General features: G+C 47.1%; 12 protein-coding genes. 9 read left to right on the plus strand and 3 right to left on the minus strand.

From position 1 onward, the window contains the following. The first annotated feature begins 22 nt into the window (after positions 1 to 22). From rfbA to B7991_RS10890, 8 genes are all read left to right on the plus strand, one after another. Positions 23 to 910: a glucose-1-phosphate thymidylyltransferase RfbA gene (gene rfbA, locus B7991_RS10855; RefSeq protein ID WP_088630834.1), complete on the plus strand. Its 888-nt coding sequence runs from the start codon at positions 23 to 25 to the stop codon at positions 908 to 910. Positions 911 to 962: 52 nt separating this feature from the next. Then, on the plus strand, positions 963 to 2,078 hold the full coding sequence (locus B7991_RS10860; RefSeq protein ID WP_141099870.1) for an immune inhibitor A domain-containing protein: 1,116 nt from the start codon (positions 963 to 965) through the stop codon (positions 2,076 to 2,078). A 256-nt stretch (positions 2,079 to 2,334) separates the two neighbouring features. Then, entirely contained in the window at positions 2,335 to 3,015 is a 681-nt protein-coding gene (locus B7991_RS10865) for a hypothetical protein (RefSeq protein WP_088630836.1), read from the plus strand. Positions 3,016 to 3,140: 125 nt separating this feature from the next. Continuing rightward, complete coding sequence (locus B7991_RS10870; protein ID WP_085492208.1) at positions 3,141 to 4,277, plus strand: dTDP-glucose 4,6-dehydratase; 1,137 nt, start codon at positions 3,141 to 3,143, stop codon at positions 4,275 to 4,277. Next, positions 4,277 to 4,840 (plus strand): dTDP-4-dehydrorhamnose 3,5-epimerase, encoded by a 564-nt coding sequence (gene rfbC, locus B7991_RS10875; RefSeq protein ID WP_088630837.1) that lies wholly within the window; start codon positions 4,277 to 4,279, stop codon positions 4,838 to 4,840. The genes B7991_RS10870 and rfbC overlap by 1 nt, the downstream gene beginning before the upstream one ends. A 33-nt stretch (positions 4,841 to 4,873) precedes the next feature. Beyond that, positions 4,874 to 5,320 carry a low molecular weight protein-tyrosine-phosphatase gene (locus B7991_RS10880; RefSeq protein ID WP_088630838.1) on the plus strand — a complete coding sequence of 149 codons (447 nt, stop codon included), beginning with the start codon at positions 4,874 to 4,876 and terminating at the stop codon, positions 5,318 to 5,320. A 17-nt stretch (positions 5,321 to 5,337) separates the two neighbouring features. Further along, positions 5,338 to 6,462: a polysaccharide biosynthesis/export family protein gene (locus tag B7991_RS10885; protein ID WP_088630839.1), complete on the plus strand. Its 1,125-nt coding sequence runs from the start codon at positions 5,338 to 5,340 to the stop codon at positions 6,460 to 6,462. Between the two features lie 16 nt (positions 6,463 to 6,478). Next, positions 6,479 to 7,858, plus strand: coding sequence for a mannose-1-phosphate guanylyltransferase/mannose-6-phosphate isomerase (locus B7991_RS10890; protein ID WP_088630840.1), 1,380 nt, complete (start codon positions 6,479 to 6,481; stop codon positions 7,856 to 7,858). Positions 7,859 to 8,001: 143 nt separating this feature from the next. Here B7991_RS10890 and pheS read toward each other — a convergent pair whose 3' ends face one another. The 3 genes from pheS to B7991_RS10905 all read right to left on the minus strand — a co-directional run bounded on the left by pheS (position 8,002) and on the right by B7991_RS10905 (position 18,125). Continuing rightward, a complete protein-coding gene (gene pheS / locus B7991_RS10895; RefSeq protein ID WP_088630841.1) occupies positions 8,002 to 9,024 on the minus strand; it encodes a phenylalanine--tRNA ligase subunit alpha in 1,023 nt (340 codons plus the stop codon). A 90-nt stretch (positions 9,025 to 9,114) separates the two neighbouring features. Continuing rightward, a complete protein-coding gene (locus B7991_RS10900) occupies positions 9,115 to 16,695 on the minus strand; it encodes a pilus assembly PilX N-terminal domain-containing protein (RefSeq protein ID WP_088630842.1) in 7,581 nt (2,526 codons plus the stop codon). An 8-nt stretch (positions 16,696 to 16,703) separates the two neighbouring features. Further along, positions 16,704 to 18,125 carry a type II secretion system protein J gene (locus B7991_RS10905; protein WP_088630843.1) on the minus strand — a complete coding sequence of 474 codons (1,422 nt, stop codon included), beginning with the start codon at positions 18,123 to 18,125 and terminating at the stop codon, positions 16,704 to 16,706. A gap of 319 nt (positions 18,126 to 18,444) precedes the next feature. On the opposite strand from B7991_RS10905, the gene B7991_RS10910 reads away from it, so the two are divergent. Continuing rightward, positions 18,445 to 19,782 (plus strand): type II secretion system protein J, encoded by a 1,338-nt coding sequence (locus tag B7991_RS10910; protein ID WP_159462322.1) that lies wholly within the window; start codon positions 18,445 to 18,447, stop codon positions 19,780 to 19,782. The last annotated feature ends 10 nt before the right edge of the window (positions 19,783 to 19,792 follow it).

Below are 19,792 nucleotides of genomic sequence, written 5' to 3' on the forward strand. Positions count from 1 at the left end.
TTCGAATGTAAGGAGATTTGTTATGAAAGGAATCGTACTTGCTGGGGGATCCGGCACTCGTCTGTATCCGCTTACGATGGTCACATCGAAGCAGCTTTTGCCGGTCTATGACAAGCCGATGATTTATTACCCGCTCTCGACTTTGATGTTGGCGGGCATTCGTGACATTCTCATTATCTCGACTCCCACGGATTTGCCGAACTTTGAACGTTTGCTTGGTGACGGCTCTGCGATGGGGCTCAACTTGAGTTACAAGGTGCAGCCAAGCCCAGATGGACTTGCCCAGGCTTTCATTTTGGGCGAAGAATTCATTGGCGACGATTGCTGCGCGATGGTTCTCGGCGATAACATCTTCTACGGAAACGGCTTTAGCCAGCTTTTGAAGGCTGCCGTTAAAAATGCCGAAGAAAACGGCCGTGCAAGCGTGTTCGGTTATTACGTCGAAGACCCGGAACGTTTTGGCGTTGTGGAATTTGACGACCAGGGCAAGGTAATTTCTGTCGAAGAAAAGCCGAAGGAACCGAAGAGCAATTACGCCATTACTGGCCTTTACTTCTATGACAACCGCGTGGCTGGATTTGCCAAGGTGCAAAAACCGAGTGCTCGTGGCGAACTTGAAATTACTGACCTCAACAAGACGTATCTCGACAAGGGCGAACTCGACGTGAAACTCCTCGGTCGTGGTTTTGCTTGGCTTGATACCGGCACGATGGATAGCCTCATCGAAGCGGGCGAGTTCGTGAAGATGGTCGAAAACCGCCAGGGTATCCAGATTTCTGCCGTTGAAGAAATTGCATATAAGAACGGCTGGATTAGCAAAGAAAAACTTTTGGAATCTGCTGCAAAGTACGGCAAGTCGCCTTACGGCCAGCATCTCAAGAAGGTCGCCGAAGGAAAGATTCACTACTAATTTGTCGACATCGTTGTTCTAGTTGCTTTTGAGCTCGGCTTTGCGGCCGGGCGTGACTCAGGCAGTTTGGCCTCACATGGGGCGCTTGCTTGGACCGCTTTGGTCCGAGGATAGGCGCATCAACTACTACTCTTGCGCGAACGAAATCTCTAGCAATGCGTATGCCTACGACCATTCAACAACCGCCTTGGAAGGTATTGGAGTCTTTGTCCACGAGTTTAGCCATCTCCTTGGCTTGATGGACTGGTATGATTCAGGTAAAAATAGTGGCCGTGAATCCGCTGGCTATTGGAGCGTTATGGCGTATGGGGATAACCTTTGCCCCAGCAATTCCGATCGCGTGACTTGCTGTGCTCCAGTGCTTTATTCGACATTCGAAAAAATGTCGATGGGCTGGCTCACTCCTGTGGAACTCGGGGAAAGCGGGCCGTTGCGTTTGGATAAGATTGACGAAAATGTGGCTTATAGCGTTACGAATCCGAACAATCCTGATGAGGCGTATTACCTTGAATATCGTTCGAAAAAAGGGTGGGATGTCGATCTCCCGAATTCAGGAATGTTGATATGGCATATTGATTATGATGCAAGTGTTTGGAGCGACAATGAAATTAATTCTAATGGCGACCACATGCATGCGGATGTTATTGAGGCCGTTCCCAGAACGAGTGGGTACGGCTCGTCGAGTGACCCTTTCCCGGGTAGTGGCAAGGTGACGGAATTCAACAAGTTCGTTTTTTGGGATGGAAAGAATGCGAATATCGCACTTTCGAGCATCAAGGAATCCGGAGACCATGAATATGTTCTGTTTAATGTCTGTATGAACGCCTCGACTTGCCCGACGATTGAATGGTCCAGCTCTTCTGTGAAATCGTCTTCTTCCGAAGAAGTTGAATCTAGCTCCAGTGAAGCTCTTGTGGGCATTTCGACGAAAATTGTGGCTCAGGGAGTCCGCGTAAGCGCGAAAAACGGGTCCATTTATGTCTATGCCCCGCAAAAAGGCCGGAAAATTGTCAGAGTATTCTCGCCGATCGGTAGTCTGTTGCTCGAAAGAGCGATGGATGGCTCCGAAATGGTTGTAAATGACGAAATTCTTGGAAAAATGGGCTTGATTTTGTCTGTAAGTCAAGGAAATAATGCCTTGTTTACGGGGACTATTGATATGCGCTAGCGATACCACCCTAGAAATAAGTTTTCTGTCATTTGATTTGAAGAACTCGGCTTGCTTGCTGGGTTCTTTTTGTTAAAACTATAAAATCTATGAATTTATTGTGATTTTGTTTAGCTTGTATACTCTTTTGTAAGTAAAAGTTATTTTGTTAAAATAATTTATCTAAAAATTTAGGTGTATTATATAGACTATGTCTTGAAAGTAAAGTAATATTAGTTTATTTTGTATGTGGCTTTTTTTATGAAAGGAGATAAATATGAAAAAAGTTACTATATCTGCTGCCGTTTTGGCATTGGCTATGATGGGCTGCTCTGATGCAGGTCTTGATAACTCTGTTGCTTCTACCAATGAAGTGAAAAAGGAAGCTCAGAATCAGAACTTCTTGGCTAAGAATTATTTCGAGCAGGGACTTTGGCAGGGTATGGTTCGCCATGAATACCCTGGCTTTGCGATTGATGTAAATACATATGCAGAAGGTGCTCATGGTGTTGGCGCATACTCGTTGGCTTATGGCCCGGTTCCTACTGTGGCTAATGTTCTTACAGTAGCTGTTGCTTATTGTGAATTTGATGCTAATGCAACATATGGATATTCTTGCGCTAAACATTCTGCCGACTTCGTAAATGGTATTGGCTTAACTCCGATTGACCCCATGAATCCTCATAGTACTGCTAAGGATGTGAAAACGCGTACATCAAATCTGAATAATGTTCCTGTTGGTGGTATTGCTACTGTGACGGCCGTTGGCGTTGTTTGGAATCAGGGCGCACCGAATGAAGATGTCTTCGGTGTAACGCATTATTCGGGTCCTCTGAATGATTATACTGCTGGCTTGGTTTATCAAAAGTATCTCTTGCAGGCTCAAGATAATATTATGAATAATCGCTGCATAGACTGGATGCCTGGTCAGAACCCTTGCTATTATCATTGGCACTAAGCCCTGCTGTTTCTGGTTTTTGCTAGACTCCTCATTATCACAAGGAACTCGGCTTTCTTTGCCGGGTTCTTTTTTATCTCGCATTTGTTCTTTTCTATATTGTTCCTGAATAATTGGAGAAATGCATGAAACGTTCAATTGTGATTACGGGCGGTGCAGGCTTTATTGGAAGCCATGTCGTTCGCCTGTTTGTCAACAAGTATCCTGAATACAATATTATCAACCTCGACAAGCTCACGTATGCGGGCAACCTCGCAAACTTGAAGGATGTCGAAGGCAAGCCGAACTACAAGTTCGTGAAGATGGACATTTGCGACTTTGACGCTTTCTACAAGCTCATGCAAGATGAAAAAGTTGATGGCATCATCCATCTCGCAGCTGAAAGCCATGTGGACCGCTCCATCAAGGACCCGTTCACTTTTGCCCGCACGAACGTCATGGGAACTCTCTCCCTTCTCCAGGCTGCAAAGCTTTACTGGGAAAGCCTCCCGGAAAAGTACGAAGGCAAGCGTTTTTATCACATTTCGACCGACGAAGTTTACGGTGCTCTCAAGATGAACCACCCGGAAGGCATCACGCCTCCGTTCACGACTACGGCTTCTAGTTCGGAACACCATTTGGCCTACGGTGACGACTTCTTCTACGAAACGACGAAGTACACTCCGCACAGCCCGTATTCTGCATCGAAGGCTGGCTCCGACCACTTCGTGCGTGCGTTCCACGACACTTACGGCATGCCGACGATCGTCACGAACTGCTCCAACAACTATGGCCCATACCAGTTCCCTGAAAAGCTCATCCCGCTTTTTATCAACAACATCCGCCACAAGAAACCGCTCCCGGTTTACGGCAAGGGCGAAAACGTTCGCGACTGGCTCTTTGTTGAAGACCATGCCCGTGCAATTGACGTGATTTTCCACAATGGAAAGATTGCTGAAACTTACAACATCGGTGGCTTCAACGAATGGAAGAACATCGACATCATCAAGGTTGTTATCAAGACTGTCGATAAGCTCCTTGGCCGCGCCGAAGGCGAAGACCTGAACCTCATCACGTATGTGACGGACCGCCTGGGCCACGACGCCCGCTACGCCATCGACTCCACCAAGCTCCAGAAGGAACTCGGCTGGGAACCGTCGTTGCAGTTCGAAGAAGGCATCGAAAAGACTGTACGCTGGTACTTGGACAACCAGGAATGGCTCGACAACATCACCAGCGGCGACTACGAAAAGTATTACGAAAAAATGTACGGAAATAGATAATGGGAAAGTTTAATTTCATTAATACAGAAATCGAAGGCGTCAAAATTATTGAACCGACTGTGTTTGGCGACGCTCGCGGTTACTTTATGGAAACCTACAGCAAGCGCGACTTTGCCGAAGGTGGCATTGATGTAGATTTTGTTCAAGATAACGAATCCCGTTCGCGCAAGGGTGTTCTCCGCGGTCTTCACTTCCAGAAACAGAATCCGCAGGGCAAACTCGTCCGCGTGATTGAAGGTGAAGTCTTTGACGTGGCCGTGGACCTTCGCAAGAACAGCAAGACTTTTGGCAAGTGGGTGGGCGTCACGCTCTCCGCCGAAAACAAGAAGCAGTTCTACATTCCTGAAGGTTTTGCTCATGGTTTCGTGGTGCTTTCTGAAACGGCTGCATTTGTCTACAAGTGCACACGATTCTATGCTCCGAATGACGAAGGTGGTCTTTTCTGGAATGACCCGGCTGTTGGCATCAAGTGGCCGGTGGGCGATGGCTTTGAACCGCTCCTTTCCGAAAAGGATACCAAGAATCCGCTCCTCAAGGACCTTGGATTCGCTTTTGACCTTTAGAATGTAAACTTATTTTTCTATTATTTACATATCATGAAGAATATTCTTGTCGTTTGTACTGGAAACATCTGCCGTAGCCCAACAGGGGAGTATCTTTTGAAGAAAGAACTCGGTCCGGGCTTCAATGTGATGAGTGCCGGTCTCGGTGCTTTGGTCGATAATCCCGCTCACGAAATTTCCCAGAAAATTGCGTTGCAACATGGCATAGACATGAGTGCACACCGAGCACGCCAAATCAATTTGGATATCCTCAAATGGGCCGACTTGGTTTTGGTGATGGAAAATGGCCATAAAAGAGAACTTTTGCACAAATATCCTTGGCTTGAAGGTAAGGTTTTCCGCTATGGTGAATCTCGCCAGGTCGATATTCCTGACCCGTACAGAAGGCCTGAAAATGCTTATGTGTTGGCCTGGAATTTTATTTCCAAGTTGACTCCGTATTGGGTTGAAAAGATTAGGCAAAGTGAAGCCGCAAAATAATTCTAAAAAGGTAACGTATGAATAAAATTGGTATAGGTCTTTGTGGAGTAGCCGCTATGGTTTTGAGCGGTTGCTTTGCAGCTCCTCAAATGCGAATGGATCTCCCTTCGGATTCCACAACCTATAATGGAATTACTTTCAAGTTGCATTCCATTGAAAAGGGTGATATGGGCGAACCGGTACAGGTCGCTGCAAATCCCTCGGAAGGTAAGTTGGAAGAATTGATGGTGGACACTCTTCCTGACTTGGAATACAGGATTGGACCTCTGGATCAGGTGCAAGTGGTTGTCTGGGAACATCCGGAATTGACATCTCCGATGGGCCAGTACCAGCCGGCTGGTCAGAAGGTGACTACCGAAGGTACGCTTTTTTATCCGTACGCAGGCGAACTTAAGGTTGCTGGCCTTACCGCCCAGGAACTCCGTAAGGAAATCACCAAGCGCCTCTCGGACAAGATTCTTAATGACCCGCAGGTCGATGTCCGCGTGACGGGTTACCACAGCCGCAAGGCTTTTGTCACGGGTGCTGTGAATAGACCGGGTTATGTGAAGTTTGATGAAAACCCGATGACCCTTCCCGATGTGATTGCAGACGTGGGCGGTTTTAATGAAAGTGCTGACCCGGCGTTTGTTCAGATTCGTCGTGGTGAAAAGATTTATACCATTGACTACGTTCGTGCATTCAAGGAAAATGTCGCTATTGACCATATCCTTGTGAAACCGGGTGACCAGGTGTTTGTGCCTTTGAAGGCTGACACGGAACGTGATAGAAAGGTCTATGTGCTTGGTGAAGTGAATAGGAGTGGCATTGTCCGTATGGATCACAACCTCTCCTTGGCCGAAGCTCTCGCCGCTTCTGGTGGCATCAATGCCATGAACGCTTCTTCGAAGGATATCTATGTTATCAGAAACACTTCGGAAAAGCAGATCGATATTTACCAGCTGGATGCTAAGAATGCTATGGCACTTGCAATGGCTGACCGCTTTGATATGAATCCGCGTGACATTGTTTACGTCGATGCTTCTGGTATTGCAACGTGGAACCGTCTTCTCAGCTTGATTATGCCGACCGTCAATACGGCTAATACTGGTACGAATATGTTCTACTATGTCCAGAGAATTCATAACGAAGGCTGGAAATAATAAATAGGGTAAAGTTATGATCAACCTGATTTTGTGTGGTGGCAGTGGAACGCGCCTTTGGCCGATTAGCCGCTCCCTCATGCCGAAACAGTTCGCCCGTCTCTTTGACGGTGCGTCCCTGTTCCAGCGTACGGTTAAGACAAATTCTCGTATTTGCAGCGCACAGTACATCGTGAGCAATGCAGAACAGTATTTTTTGGCTAAAGATCAGCTCGAAGAAGTGGGCGCTAATGATGTTCGCTTCCTTCTCGAACCTGTGGGCCGCAATACGGCTCCGGCAATCGCTCTTGCTTGCCTTGGTCTTGACCCGAACGATATTGTTCTTGTATCTCCGTCGGACCATGTGATTCGCAAGGCTGAAGCGTACGAAGAATGCTTGCGCAAGGCCGAAGAATTTGCAAAGAAAGGCTTTATGGTGACGTTTGGCATTACGCCGACGGGTCCGGAAACCGGTTACGGTTACATTGAAGCCAATGGTGACGATGTCAAGCGCTTTGTCGAAAAGCCGGATTTGGAAACTGCAAAGAAGTATGTCGCTTCTGGAAGATTCTTCTGGAATAGCGGTATCTTCTGCTTCAAGGCATCGACTTTCCTTGATGAACTTGCAACGTATTCTCCGGATATCTTGACCGCTGCAAAGATCGCTTTTGCGAACGCCAAGAAAGAAAACAAGGATTCGCTCATCCGTGTTGACCACGAAGACATGATGAACATTCCTTCGAATTCGATTGACTACGCCGTGATGGAAAAGTCTGCCAAGGTGAAGGTTGTGCCGAGTGATATCGGCTGGTCTGACCTCGGCGCTTTCGATTCTCTCTACGGGGAATTCGACCATGACGAAAATGGCAACAACGTGAACGCAAAGCACTTGGCTATCGGTTCCAAGAATTCTCTCGTGCTCGGCGGCCAGCGCCAGATTTGCACGATTGATTTGGACAACATGCTCATTGTCGATACGCCGGATGCTCTTTTGGTCGCTCCTCTTGCTAGCAGCCAGAAGGTCAAGAAAGTCGTGGACGAACTCAAGGCTCGCGGCTCTGACTTGCCGAAGGTCCCGCAGACGGTTAATCGCCCGTGGGGTACGTACTCCGTACTTGAATCGACGGATCGCTACAAGATGAAACGAATCGTTGTGCGTCCAGGCGAACGCCTCTCGCTGCAGAAGCATTTGCACCGTTCGGAACATTGGGTCGTTGTGAGCGGTACGGCTACATGCACTGTTGGCGACAAGGTGTTCTACGTGCGTCCGAACGAATCGACTTACATTCCTTCTGGAACGGTTCACCGCTTGCAGAACGAAGGTAAGCTCCCGCTCGTGATTGTTGAAGTCCAGGTCGGCGAATACACCGGTGAAGACGACATCATCCGCATGCAGGACGACTACAAGCGCTCTTAGTAGTGGGCTGTAGAATGCTTAGAAAGGCGGGCCTTGTGGTCCGCCTTTCTTGCTTTGTCATCCCGGACTCCGTTCCGGGATCACCTTTGTAAAAACGAAAAAAGCGAACCTCAACGGTTCGCTTTTTTAATCTTTCGTCTAAACTAGAACTGGCTCAGGAATCTCTGATCGTTGGCGGTCAAGAGGCCGATTTCCGGAATCTCGTGACGGAGCATGGCGATACGGTCGAGACCGAAACCGAATGCAAAGCCAGTGAACTTTTCAGAGTCGATGCCGCAGTTCTTGAACACGTTCGGGTCCACAGAGCCGCAACCACCGATTTCCATCCAGCCCGTGCCCTTGCAACGACGGCAGCCCTTGCCTCCGCAGAACACGCAGCTCACGTCCATTTCTGCAGACGGTTCCGTGAACGGGAAGAAGCTCGGACGGAAGCGAGTCTTGACGCCTGCGCCAAAGAGTTTGTTCATGAACACCTGGAGCACGCCCTTGAGGTCGGCGAAGCTAATGTTTTCGTCAACGACAAGACCTTCGCACTGCTGGAACATCGGAGCGTGGGTAGCATCGTTATCGACGCGGAACACGTGGCCCGGAGCAATCATGCGGAAAGGCGGCTTGTGCGTTTCCATGTAGTGAATCTGGGTGCCTGACGTGTGCGTGCGGAGCATGACCTTGTTGTCCACGTAGAACGTGTCCTGCATGTCGCGGCTCGGATGGTCAGGCGGAGTGTTGAGAGCTTCAAAGTTGTACCAATCCGTTTCGATGTCGCGACCGAAGTCCACATCAAAACCCATCTGTGCAAAGAAGTCGATGATTTCTTCGCGGACGTCGTACAGCGGATGCGTAGAACCGGCAGCGATGCCGGTACCCGGGAGCGTGATATCGACAGCGCCGCTAGCGAGCTTCTTCTGGAGAGCGGCTTCGTTTGCGGTTTCGATTGCCTTGTCGATAGCTTCAGAGACGGCAACCTTCAGTTCGTTCACGAGCTTGCCGTAAGCCGGGCGTTCTTCGGCGCTGAGCGAACCCATCTGCTTCATGAGGTCCGTGACGGCGCCCTTCTTGCCGAGGTACTTTACGCGGAGATTATTGACCGCTTCTTGATTGGTGAGGTCCGTTTGTGCAAGTTCTGCATCAAAGGCCTGCTTGACATTGTTAATAGCTTCACTCATAGTACGGCGAAATTTAGAAAAATAGTGCATTTCTTGCACGAGTAAATGCAAAAAAAGCTCCCCGGCGGGGGAGCTTGGTGAGAAAAGTCATTACCACCAGTTGAAATGGCAGTTCGATGCTGATGCGTTCAGAACCACTGATACCGTGGCGCCCTCCTTGCAGTTATTTAGGTCGATAGAGCCTGATGCACTCCAGTTTCCTGATAAGTGGTTTGATCCAATGTCGACCGTAAATGAGGATGTTCCTCCATTGTCACAGGCAAATTGACAACCACTAGGATTGCTTAATCCTGATTTTATTTCAACTGTATTTGTTCCGTTATTCAATTCGAATTTGCTGTCTTTACTTGATACTACGGTTACTGTTTCGCTGCCTCCAGAGCCTCCGCTGCCTCCAGAGCCTCCGCTGCCACCGGAACCATCGCAGGGGTTAGAACCGGATGTTTGCAGTTCAACCCAAATGCCGTTGCCGTGGAAATAATATCCACCATCAGCTTTAGTGATGTTTTTTGAGTTTAGGAAGTTTGCACAATTAGTTGAATTGTCCCAACAACCATTATTAGATGGCTCAACATCTTCATGCCATCCGTTGATAGTCCATGCGTCGCCTTTGTTGACATTAATTCTTGTTGCAGATGTAAAGAACACACAACCTGTGAAACTACCATTTGAAACATTTCCCGTTGTAACATTGCTTTCGCAGCCTGCTCCACAGTATTGTGCGCAATTACAGGTTGCTCCTTCAACGAATGACACACTGCAATACTTTGTTTCTTGACCAACAGAGTTCTTTAACGTAACCATGTAAATTGCCGTGTCATTTTTTGATTTGCTTTTATTTGTAACTGCTTGCAATGTGCAATTTGAATTTGAACAGCTACTGTGATATGTTCCATCGGCGCCAGTTCCTGCAATTAAATAATCACAGTCAGAATCATCGCATCCTGTAATTCCTGTGAGCCTAATCTTAACGTTGTTATCGCTATTTACGGTTGCCTTTATATTGTCTGCGCAACTAAATACAGGCTTGGTCTTTGTCACTTCTAATTGTGTAGAGCAGGATGTGCTTGCGTTATCACAAGTGCAATTGAGCGAAAGTGTTTTATTTCCTTCACTGCTTGCTGTTTTTTCAATATCGGTATCAGGCTGTGGATTGTATGGAGGAACTTGTTTTTCTCCATCAATTTTAAACTCGCAACTCCAGCAGCTGTTTATTGCAGAAGCTTTGGTTGCTCTGAATGTGTAAGTTTGGTCCTTGTTTACTGTCGTCGGGTTCACAGAGCATGAAAGTATTGATTCTATAGTCACGTTCCCTGTGCACAAAGTATGTGCACCCCTTGTCACGGAGTAGCTGTAAGTCCCTGGAGTTGTAGGAGCGTTTCTTGTGTTGTTCCTACAATTATTTTGATTACAGTCTATCGTTTTGCTATCACCGTTTAATGTCCATATGTACTGAGTAATTCCATTGACTCCTGACACGTTCATCGAAATCACTTGTCCTTCGTACAAGTTTCCTGATATGTGGCAAGCGCCTGATTCTTCGTTCACTGTAACAGGAGCATCGCAAATCTTTTCGTTATTGTAGTAAAGGCTGTAAGTGTAGTCTCCGGCGGCAAGCTTTCCCAAATCCTTAATATTCGTTAAGCCAGACCAGTTGCTCAATGTTGCTGTGCCTACTTGTGAATCGCCTCTTTTCAGCGTAACTGTATATTGCTTATCAACACTTTCGTTGTTTCGAGCAAGGAAATACACGTTGTCCGAAACGGATACCGGATCATAGGTGAAGTCGGTCGGGCTTGTTGAAATTCCGCACGTTACTATTGGGGGAAGGTCTTCTGCGTTTCTTTGAACTTTGAAACTTGCGCTGCAATCGTCAAAAAGTGCAGGGTTTGCGGTGCTCTTCACTGTGTAAGTGTGTTCACAACCTTCGGTCGTATTGCAAGATTCGTTTTGGTTTGCGGAATGGCGAGCGGCAGTCTTTTCCGTTCCTGTTGCAAACGGAGTGTATCCGTTGTCCAAATAAATCTCGTAGCCGCAGCCGTTGCCTGGGCATCCGCTGAAGTTGACGTTAAATGTCGGGAATCTTGCTCCGCTTGCTACAGCGCTAACGACCGAGCAATCAACGCCGATGAGTCCAATAGGGTCCGGAGAGACCGAGCATTGCTTTGAGAATGTTTGGCCGGATGTTCCTGTGATTGTTGCGTTAAAGACGTACGATTTCCCCTGATGACTGTAAACGGTTGGATCAGGAATGCTGAGTGTTGCCATGTCGCCATTCCATACAATACCATCGTTACCTGTGGCATCTTTAGTTTGATTAATGAGGGTAGAGCCGTCGACAGTTGCCGTAATCTGTTGTTTTGAAATTAGGCTCTTGTCCTTGTTTGTCACCTGTGTTGTCACGTTCCAATTGTCACCATCGTATTCCGCTTTACAGTAGGTTATGCCGATGGCTTTGGCGCAAGTGCTTGTAATCGATGTTACCGTAACACTTGTAGAACCGTGATTTTTCAAGACAATCTGTTTTACGTTTTCAGGGTCGAAACCGTTTGAACCTGTAGCAAATTCTTGCATGATGTTGAACGATCCTGTTGTTCCGCTCATGCTGACAGAATGGCTTTCGTGATCGTATTCGCCCCAGTTATCGCTTTCGCTGACCAACCAGATTTCCACTTCGTTGTTGTCGGTGTTTTCAAGCGTTACGTGGAGCGTTGCCGCTCTAAGGTTTTGCTTGTTCTCGAAAACGATGGTTTCTTCAAGGCTTCCGATGCTTTTTGAACCACTGAAAAGGTCTTGGTGCGCTAAGCACTCCGTAAATTCTCCAGTCCAGAAAGCACCGCAATGAGCGCGTTCCTTGTCGGATGTGACCCCCCAGGCCATGGCGGTTTCATCGACGTTTGTGCAGTTACCGAGCCATGCTTTTGCTGTTTTGTATTCGGTTCCTGCTTCGGTGTAGCCGTGAGCGCCTATTCCACTCTTGTCGAACTTGTAACCGTCATAGCAGGATTCGCCAGAGCAAGTTGTGCTGGCGGCGTTATTGTCATTGCCGTTGTAGTAATAATAGAGCGGTGTACAACCCTTGGAATCGAACCATCCAGAATGGCCAACCCAAGGTTTAACGAGCGTATCTATTTTGATGACTCCATCTGTTGCTACTGCTGCAAACGAGCATTTGACGGTGGGGTAGGTATCATAGCATTCAGAATTGTAAGTGGCGCTCTTCCAGCCAATGCCGTAAATCTTGAAGTTCGGGTCGCCGAGGCTAAAACCGACGTATTCATGGGCGGCATCGGCTAGCGGATTGTTGAACTCCGAAAGCTTGAATGAACATTCATATTCTGTCGAGGAATCGCCATAGAAGTCGCCGATATTTGCGCGCACCTCGATGGTCCCTGAATTTGTAATGGTTATAGTCGCCATGACCATCTTTGACGTGGACACATACGCCTTGTATCCATTGCTATTGGTCAATGTGGATGTCAAACTTGTCGTGCCTTTCCAGAGCTGAGCTTCGAGAGCGCCACTGCTGTTTTCGTACAGGTTCAACATGAAGTAGTCATTTCCGTAAGTGTTGGCACGGAGCAAGAATCCGGAATTTTTGATATTGGCAGAAGTGTTGTCATAGCTACTTGTTACACGTGGTACGTTGATTAAGGCTTTGAGCGTGCCTAAGATACCGGCGTTTACCGTGCTAAGGACCATGACCGGATTCCTAGCGGATTGTTTCTTCTTCTTGACTGCTGATTTGTCGATGTGGATTTCACCACTGGAGCCGACGACAATCTGCGATAAATAACCCGAAATCAAGTGCCATTTGGAGTTCGGATACAAGCTGTTCCCGTCAACGGCGCCTGTACATGTAGAATAGATGTCGTTGTCGCTGCATTTGTCAATGCAGTATTGCACATCGTCTCCGCATTCTACGCTATTGCGCTTGAACTCGTCAAAGAAACAGTGCTTGTCGTTTTCGCCAAAGTATGCAATCAATTCGGTGTTGTCATCTGAAAGCGTAAACGCATCGAATTCCTTACTCGTGTTTGTTCCGTCGGTTGTTGGACAACTTCCGCCGCTACATTTCCAATAACTGAACTCGTTGGCGTCATCATTGTCTTCAAGGGCGGCTTTCACACTTTCGCCTTTGAAAATCGAGAATGTACATGTCTTTGTTGAAGTTTCGTCATTGTTTCTAGCGTCTTCGTAGCGGCACTGTTCGTTTCGGCTACCGTAATTGCTATCGATATACAAGTTTATTATAGGACTTTTGCTAGATCCCACATTGCCTTTGAAGCCTACGGTGAACGTTCTTTTTTGGGCCTTGGCGCTTGCTCGCAAGGTGTAGTTCTTGTTTGCCTGTACGGCGTTTGCCGCAATCGAGTTGTTTGTTTGTGGAATAATCGTTTCGCAGTCGTTGCTGCCGGTGGCTGCGAGGGTTACGCTTTGTGTGTTGCCAACGGTAATCACCCAAGTGCTATTGTCCACCAAGTTGATGAATGATGTTCCGGAGGGTTCTACCCACACTCCAGAAACATCACAGTCTGGCCAGTAAGTTTCGTAATTAGAGGGGCAGTTGCCAGAATGGTTGTCGCAATATTCCTTGATGTCTGTAGATGTCGCTTCTTCGCGGTTCAACTGCGCACTTGAAGCGATGTAGAGCTCTGTTGAGGAGGGCGAGCCAGGAATGTAGCCTTCACCAGGGAGCAACTGGAACAGTAGAGTTCCTTTCACGGCATTGGATGTTTTTATGGTGGCTATCGTCGGTGTGGCTGCTGAAGAGTTGGCGGCTAGTTTAAGATTGCATGACATCCCGTTGCGCGTGACGTTTTCGCCCAGAGAAACATAGGACCATGCTTCATTTTCGACGTCAGGGCAATAGAAGTTCACGGTAAGTTCTGCCGCATGTGCAGGGACGACGAGCTTGACTTCTTCCAGGTCATCGGCGTCCATTTCTTCGGATTCTTTCTCGAATGTGATTGTTGTTGTTCCACGGGTGTCTTTTCCGACATGGACCCAGAAAGGAATGCTGGGGTAACCGTTTGCGGTCGCGGTGCATGTGTAGAGACCTCTGCTGAGAGCTGTTCCAAAATAGAGGTTCCCTGTTGTAGACAGCGCTCCTGGCCCGCTACAAGATACGTTTACGTCTGATTTTCTCAAGGCAGTACCGTTGCCGTTGAGCGTTTGAATGTTGTAATAGTCGCTCAGCTGTCCATAGGGGTCGTTCGGCAGGTAAATGATACGCGGAAGAACGATGAATGATGGAGAAAGCTCTGTTATGTTGGTGCTACTTGCTTGTGGAGGAGTCTCGGAACTTTTGTTCTGGGTTTCAAGTCTTACGCCCAATTGCGGAGCCATTGAAATATAATAGCTATCGAATAGTTTTTCTGTCGATTCTGAGGAAGACGATGAGGATCCTGAAGTTCCCGTTGCTGCGCCTCCGCATGAACTTGCGCCTACAGAAGCGTTGCAGATGACGGCATTAGCCGACAAGTCGTTCATCATATCTTCATTGAACACTAAGGAACGTGCTTTGAAATCGCCGACCTTCGCGCAGTTGTCTGCGGTTGCATAAACCGAGCCGCTGAAAGTAGAATTGTTAAACAGTAGCCCGCCAATATCTTTTTTGGTGTAGATGAAGTAATTGTATATGCCATTGTCTTCTGCTGGTAAAAGCGTGGAGCTTGCTCCTTCTGCTAGATAGAGGAGTACATAGGAATCGGCCGTGGTCGGGGGCAATTTTTGCATTCCTAAAGCGTCTGTCACGACAATGATAAACTTGCCCTTTAAGGGAGTTTTAGGATCTTTAATTTCGCCACGATTTACAATTTTAACGACTTGATAACCATTGTAAAGGTTGTTTTTGTATTTGTTTTGATTCTCGGTATTTCTTTTGTAGCAATTGTTGAGGTAGCGGCTCATGTTGTCGCCCCAGGTTTTTACGGTGTCGCAGTCTTTGTTTGCGTACGATATAAACTGATTGTAGGCGGTGACGAGAATGTCATCGACTTTGTAGCTAGCCCCGTCGCAGCCTTCTTTCTTTTTCCAGAGCTTGTTACAATAGGTTTTGACGGATTCGGCGCATTCAAAAGGTTGGCTTGCCGGCATTTCGCTCGATACGGTTCCCTGGGATTTAAACCACGGGGTAACTCGGCATTCGGGGCGCCACTTATCTGGAGTCGCTTTGCAGTATGGCGAGCCTGTCGGTGTGCCGTTCTGATAATTCAAGAAGTTATTTTTTTCTGCAGTGTAGCCATACGATCCCCAATAACCGATTTGAGGCGTGTAAAAAACTTTGTTCCCGGCATAATAGTTGGCGTAATACGCTTGTGCGCCCCAGCCCCAGCCGCCAGCGTTTGAAACGATGTAGTCGACATCTTGACCTTTACCGTTGTAGTAGTAAAGGTAGTAGGCGTCGTTTTTGTTCTTCATGTGGGGCTTTAAATCTGGGTATGGGCGGGTTGTCTTGTTATCCCATTTGGCTTGAGAACCGTAAGTATTGGATCCTTTATAATAGGTGTTCTTTTCGATAAACGTTCTGTTGTTTCTGAGTGTCACGTAATCTGCAATGGGGTGGGCACTTTTGATGTAAACTTTGGAATCTTTTTTGTTTCCTAGAATAATCTTGTTGTATTCGCCTTCGTTGTCTTCACCGTTTGTAATCCATATGGGGTATGTCGATTCGGCCCAAAGATTTCCACCGACGAGGAAATCTCGTGCGGGATTTTTTTCGCTAATGAGAACCTGGCCGTGTTCCCCAAGGCACATGTTCCCTGCGACACGGGAATCGTGTGCTGAAAAGTTTGTATACCATGTGCCGTTGACTGTCAGATTCTTCTGGAATTTTTGATCGCCTGTGGTTGGTGCTTCAAGGTTACCTTCAATGTAAACGTTACCTGTGACGTTTGCGTTATAGAGGCCTGCTGCTTCAGATGTTGTCGGGAATGTGAAGTGGGCTGCGTTGCCGCCGACGTAGAAGTCGTTACCAAGGACGCCGTTGTTTGCAAGGAGATTGCCTCCGATGCATGCCGTAGTGCCTGCACCGATTGAACTTCCTGATACATTGGCGTTTCCTGTAATAATGAGATCGTTTTCCGTATATGCAGGGTTGCTGCCGTTGTCGAGATTGCCGTTAACAAGCAAAGAGTATGCCTTCATATGGCCTTGTGTTTGAGTTGTTCCACCAAAGTAATTGTACCTGAACGGAATGGCGCTGTATTCTTCTTCTTCAAAAAGCCTGACTCGATACAAACCGTCTACGTTAAAGATGGCCGCTTCATTCCATTGCGTGTTGTCCCCTGATTCGCCAGATGAAAGGATTTTTAATTTGAACGTGGTCTTTTCAGTATTCACGCCCGTAAGCCATACATGGTAATTTTGCCCAGCGCGTTGCAACGGGCGTAACCTTGCGTCAAGGTTTATAGGCTTATTTCCGCCATCAATGAAAGCCTTTATCAATGCGCCGACATCGTTCGCGTGGAAGGTCATCCACATTCGGGCGCTTTCGATGCCTGCTTGCGAACTTTGATAAGCCTCTTGTTGCCGCATTCTACTGACGCTAGAACGCCCTTGGCTTGTGAGCAACTTATAGGTGGCCGTTGCTGCAATTGTTGCAATAAGCATAAACATCAGCACGGTGATAAGAGATACACCGGATTTCATATTCTTTTGCTTAAACATAAACCCTCCTAATCGCGTGGACCGTTGCTCGGTGCAGGAACGACCATTTCAACATGTCCGGACTCTCCTCTGTTTTTGATATCCAGACTCAGCAGAAATGCCTTTACGTTCTGCTTGTCGCTTTTGTTGGCTTCGAAATCGTAATTTTCGAATTTGTAGTTTGCACTGGGTATCTTTAGGACTTTCAATTTCGAGATGGATATTTTCCCTTGTGAAACGAGAGGAGAATAGCAAGCGAACGTGAATGCGAGACATGCTTTTGTAATCTTAATGGGGACTGAAAAACGCATGGTGCGTTCTCCGCTTCCTTCGCTCTTGACGCCCAAAGGCGGGAAAAATGCGAAATCTCCAAATTTTATAGCGGGGTCGCCATACGTAATGGGGTTGCCTGTCTCGAGACTCCTCAAACCGACGGCCATGTGGTCTTCGCCAGGGACAAATAACTTGCTTTTATCTGCATTTTCGTCTGTGGGCAGAATTTCGAATGAAATTTCATACTCGTTGTCCGGTTCAAATGTGAGGTTGCTGCCTTCACTGGCGCAAAGGGTCTGCCACGAAAAATCCGGGTACGTCTCGTTGCGGACGGCGATAACTTCGTTGATCTTACGGGCGCCTTCGCTTTTTATGGTTTGCATGCTTTGGTCATAGTTTTGGAAGAACCCGGATATGGTCTGCGTATTTCCGCCTTTGTGCGTTTCTCCTGCTTCATTGGTCACAATAGGCATTTCGCGGTCTCCGTCGTTTCTACCGACAAACCTGAATTCGGATTCACCAACGCCAGGGAACAGCTGGACGTTGTCCCCTACAACGCCGGGTTTTCCCGGTGTGACTTTGAACTTGCTTACATCTGATGCCATTTCGATATTGTTGGGTTCAGATGTTGCTCCGTCGGTACAAGGGTCGTCTTCTGGGAGATTCGATTTTTTTTCGAGGATTCTGCAGTTGCGCCAAAGCGATCCGTCACGGACAAACCAGGCGATTTGTTCGACGGCGGAGTAATGGCCGGATTCGTCGTAACGTAAACGGCGGATGGTAAGGCTGTCGAACCCGTTTTTGGTCACTACAGAAAAAGATGACGAATCTTTATTTTCGCTGTTTGGGTCCATGTAAACGTTCGTGTAGATGTTGCTGAACTTGTTGCCGTATTCAGCCCCAGATTCCGATGCCCCTGCTTCCATGGCGGTCTTTGCCCCTGTCTGTGCGACATCGGCTTTGAATATGGCGGCCACTTTCTCTGCGGTTTCTGAAGCTTGCAACATGCTCTGCGTGCGCATGCGCATCTTGGTGCTGTCGCTGAAAGCCTGGCCCGCGATAAGGACTATGCCTCCAAGAAGGGCTATGTAGACCATCAGCTCGATGAGGGTAAAACCGGATGCTCGTTGCATCTGTACATTCGTACCTTTATTTGTCAAACGACTAAAAAACTCCATTCTCGACCCTCGCGACACCTTTTTTAACAATTGCAACAATATTGTGCAATTATGATGATATTTTCTAATCTAAAAGATAAGTTTTGTGTATGCAAAAGTGTTAAAAAAATCTTTTTTATTGTCTGATTTTGCTAAAAATTTGACGAAAATCAACGTTTTTTCGTGTCTTGACTTGATTCTTTTAAAGAAGTGTTGATTTTATGTTTTTTTACATATATCCCGCAGGCGTAAACTTTTAGCAATTTTTTGAATTTATCTTTTCACATATAATATAAAGAGTTGGATTATTCCACTTTCGTGGGATAAAGTTGGAATGTGTATGATATTTAACTATGTGGGTGATTTGTGCCCGAAATATAGCCGTAAGGCAGGCTTTACCTTGGTGGAATTGCTTGTCTATATGGCAATCCTTGGCGTTGTTGTCCTTGTTGCAGGGCAAGCTATTACCGATAGCACTAAAATTCGCGTTCGCACACAAAATATGCTGGCCTCAAGCCAGAATGCCGAGAACGTGGCAAGTTTGTTAAAAGACGATATCGCACAAATGGGTGCTAAGGAATACGAAACTGAAAAATATTCAGGCATTTTCAATGTTGTCCAAAATGCATTTATGGACCCAAATAATGCAGATGCTTCTTTAATAGACAAGTCTTCGTATTTTTTGCAAAAGGGAACGGGCGAATTTGACAGTTTGTACTTTAGAAAAATCCGCTATGACGATGATGGTAAATATGTAGGGCTCGAGGCTGTCTCGTGGTACGTGCACGATGGCGTGCTTTATCGCCGCTGCAAACGCCTTGAAAGTGCTGCGGGTGCAATTGACGATGCAACGTGCCCTGCGGATGGCAATACAGAAGTGGCGATTGCAAATGACATGTCGCGCTTCAAGGTTGTGCCGGCGAAGCCCAAATTGCTAGAAGCAAGTACGGGCAAGGTGATGTTCCCGCCGGCTGGGGATGTGTCGGAATTTCGCTTGATTTCCCGTTATGACGGCACAAAAATGCTTCGCTTGAATTTGACTCCCGAACTTGGGGGCAATCCGGTCAAGCTTTCTGGATTTGTTACAAATTACGATGTCGATGCAGAAGCTTATTCGACCGTGAATAGAATCAACCAGCTTTATGCCGCTCAGGCAAATAGCGGTTCTGGCAGCTGGTCGGAACTGTGTTCCGAAATGACTTTTACGCCAGGGGCGGAGTACGAGATATCCTTTAAGTTGCCGATTCTCTCGTCTACGGATGCTTCCCAAACGATTGTCCCGGGGCGTGACCATTTGGCGGTTGGATTGCGTACAAAATCAGGTGAAAAGATAGAACGCTTTGACGATTTTATGTTCGCTCCTCCAAATGATGAAACATCGGCGAATATTACTCGAAATTTCCGCTTTTCTGTAAATCAGGAAGTGAAGGCGTGTCTTGCATTTACGTTTGTGTTCTTCTCTCCGCTTGCAGAACAGGGAACACTGAATATTTCCAATTTGACGGTGAAAAAAGTTCAGGATATCAATTACGAATTCGATGCGGACTATACTCCCGAAATTGCAGACAAGAAAAATGTCCGTGCGTTCTATGTGGACTTGAGAATAAACAAGCACGGCGAACAGGGTGGATCGAGTTACGTTTTTGCAACGCCGAGCAATGGCTCCGCTGTAGAATAATTATAGGGGT

The organism is Fibrobacter sp. UWB3, from assembly GCF_002210405.1.
Taxonomy (GTDB): Bacteria; Fibrobacterota; Fibrobacteria; order Fibrobacterales; family Fibrobacteraceae; genus Fibrobacter.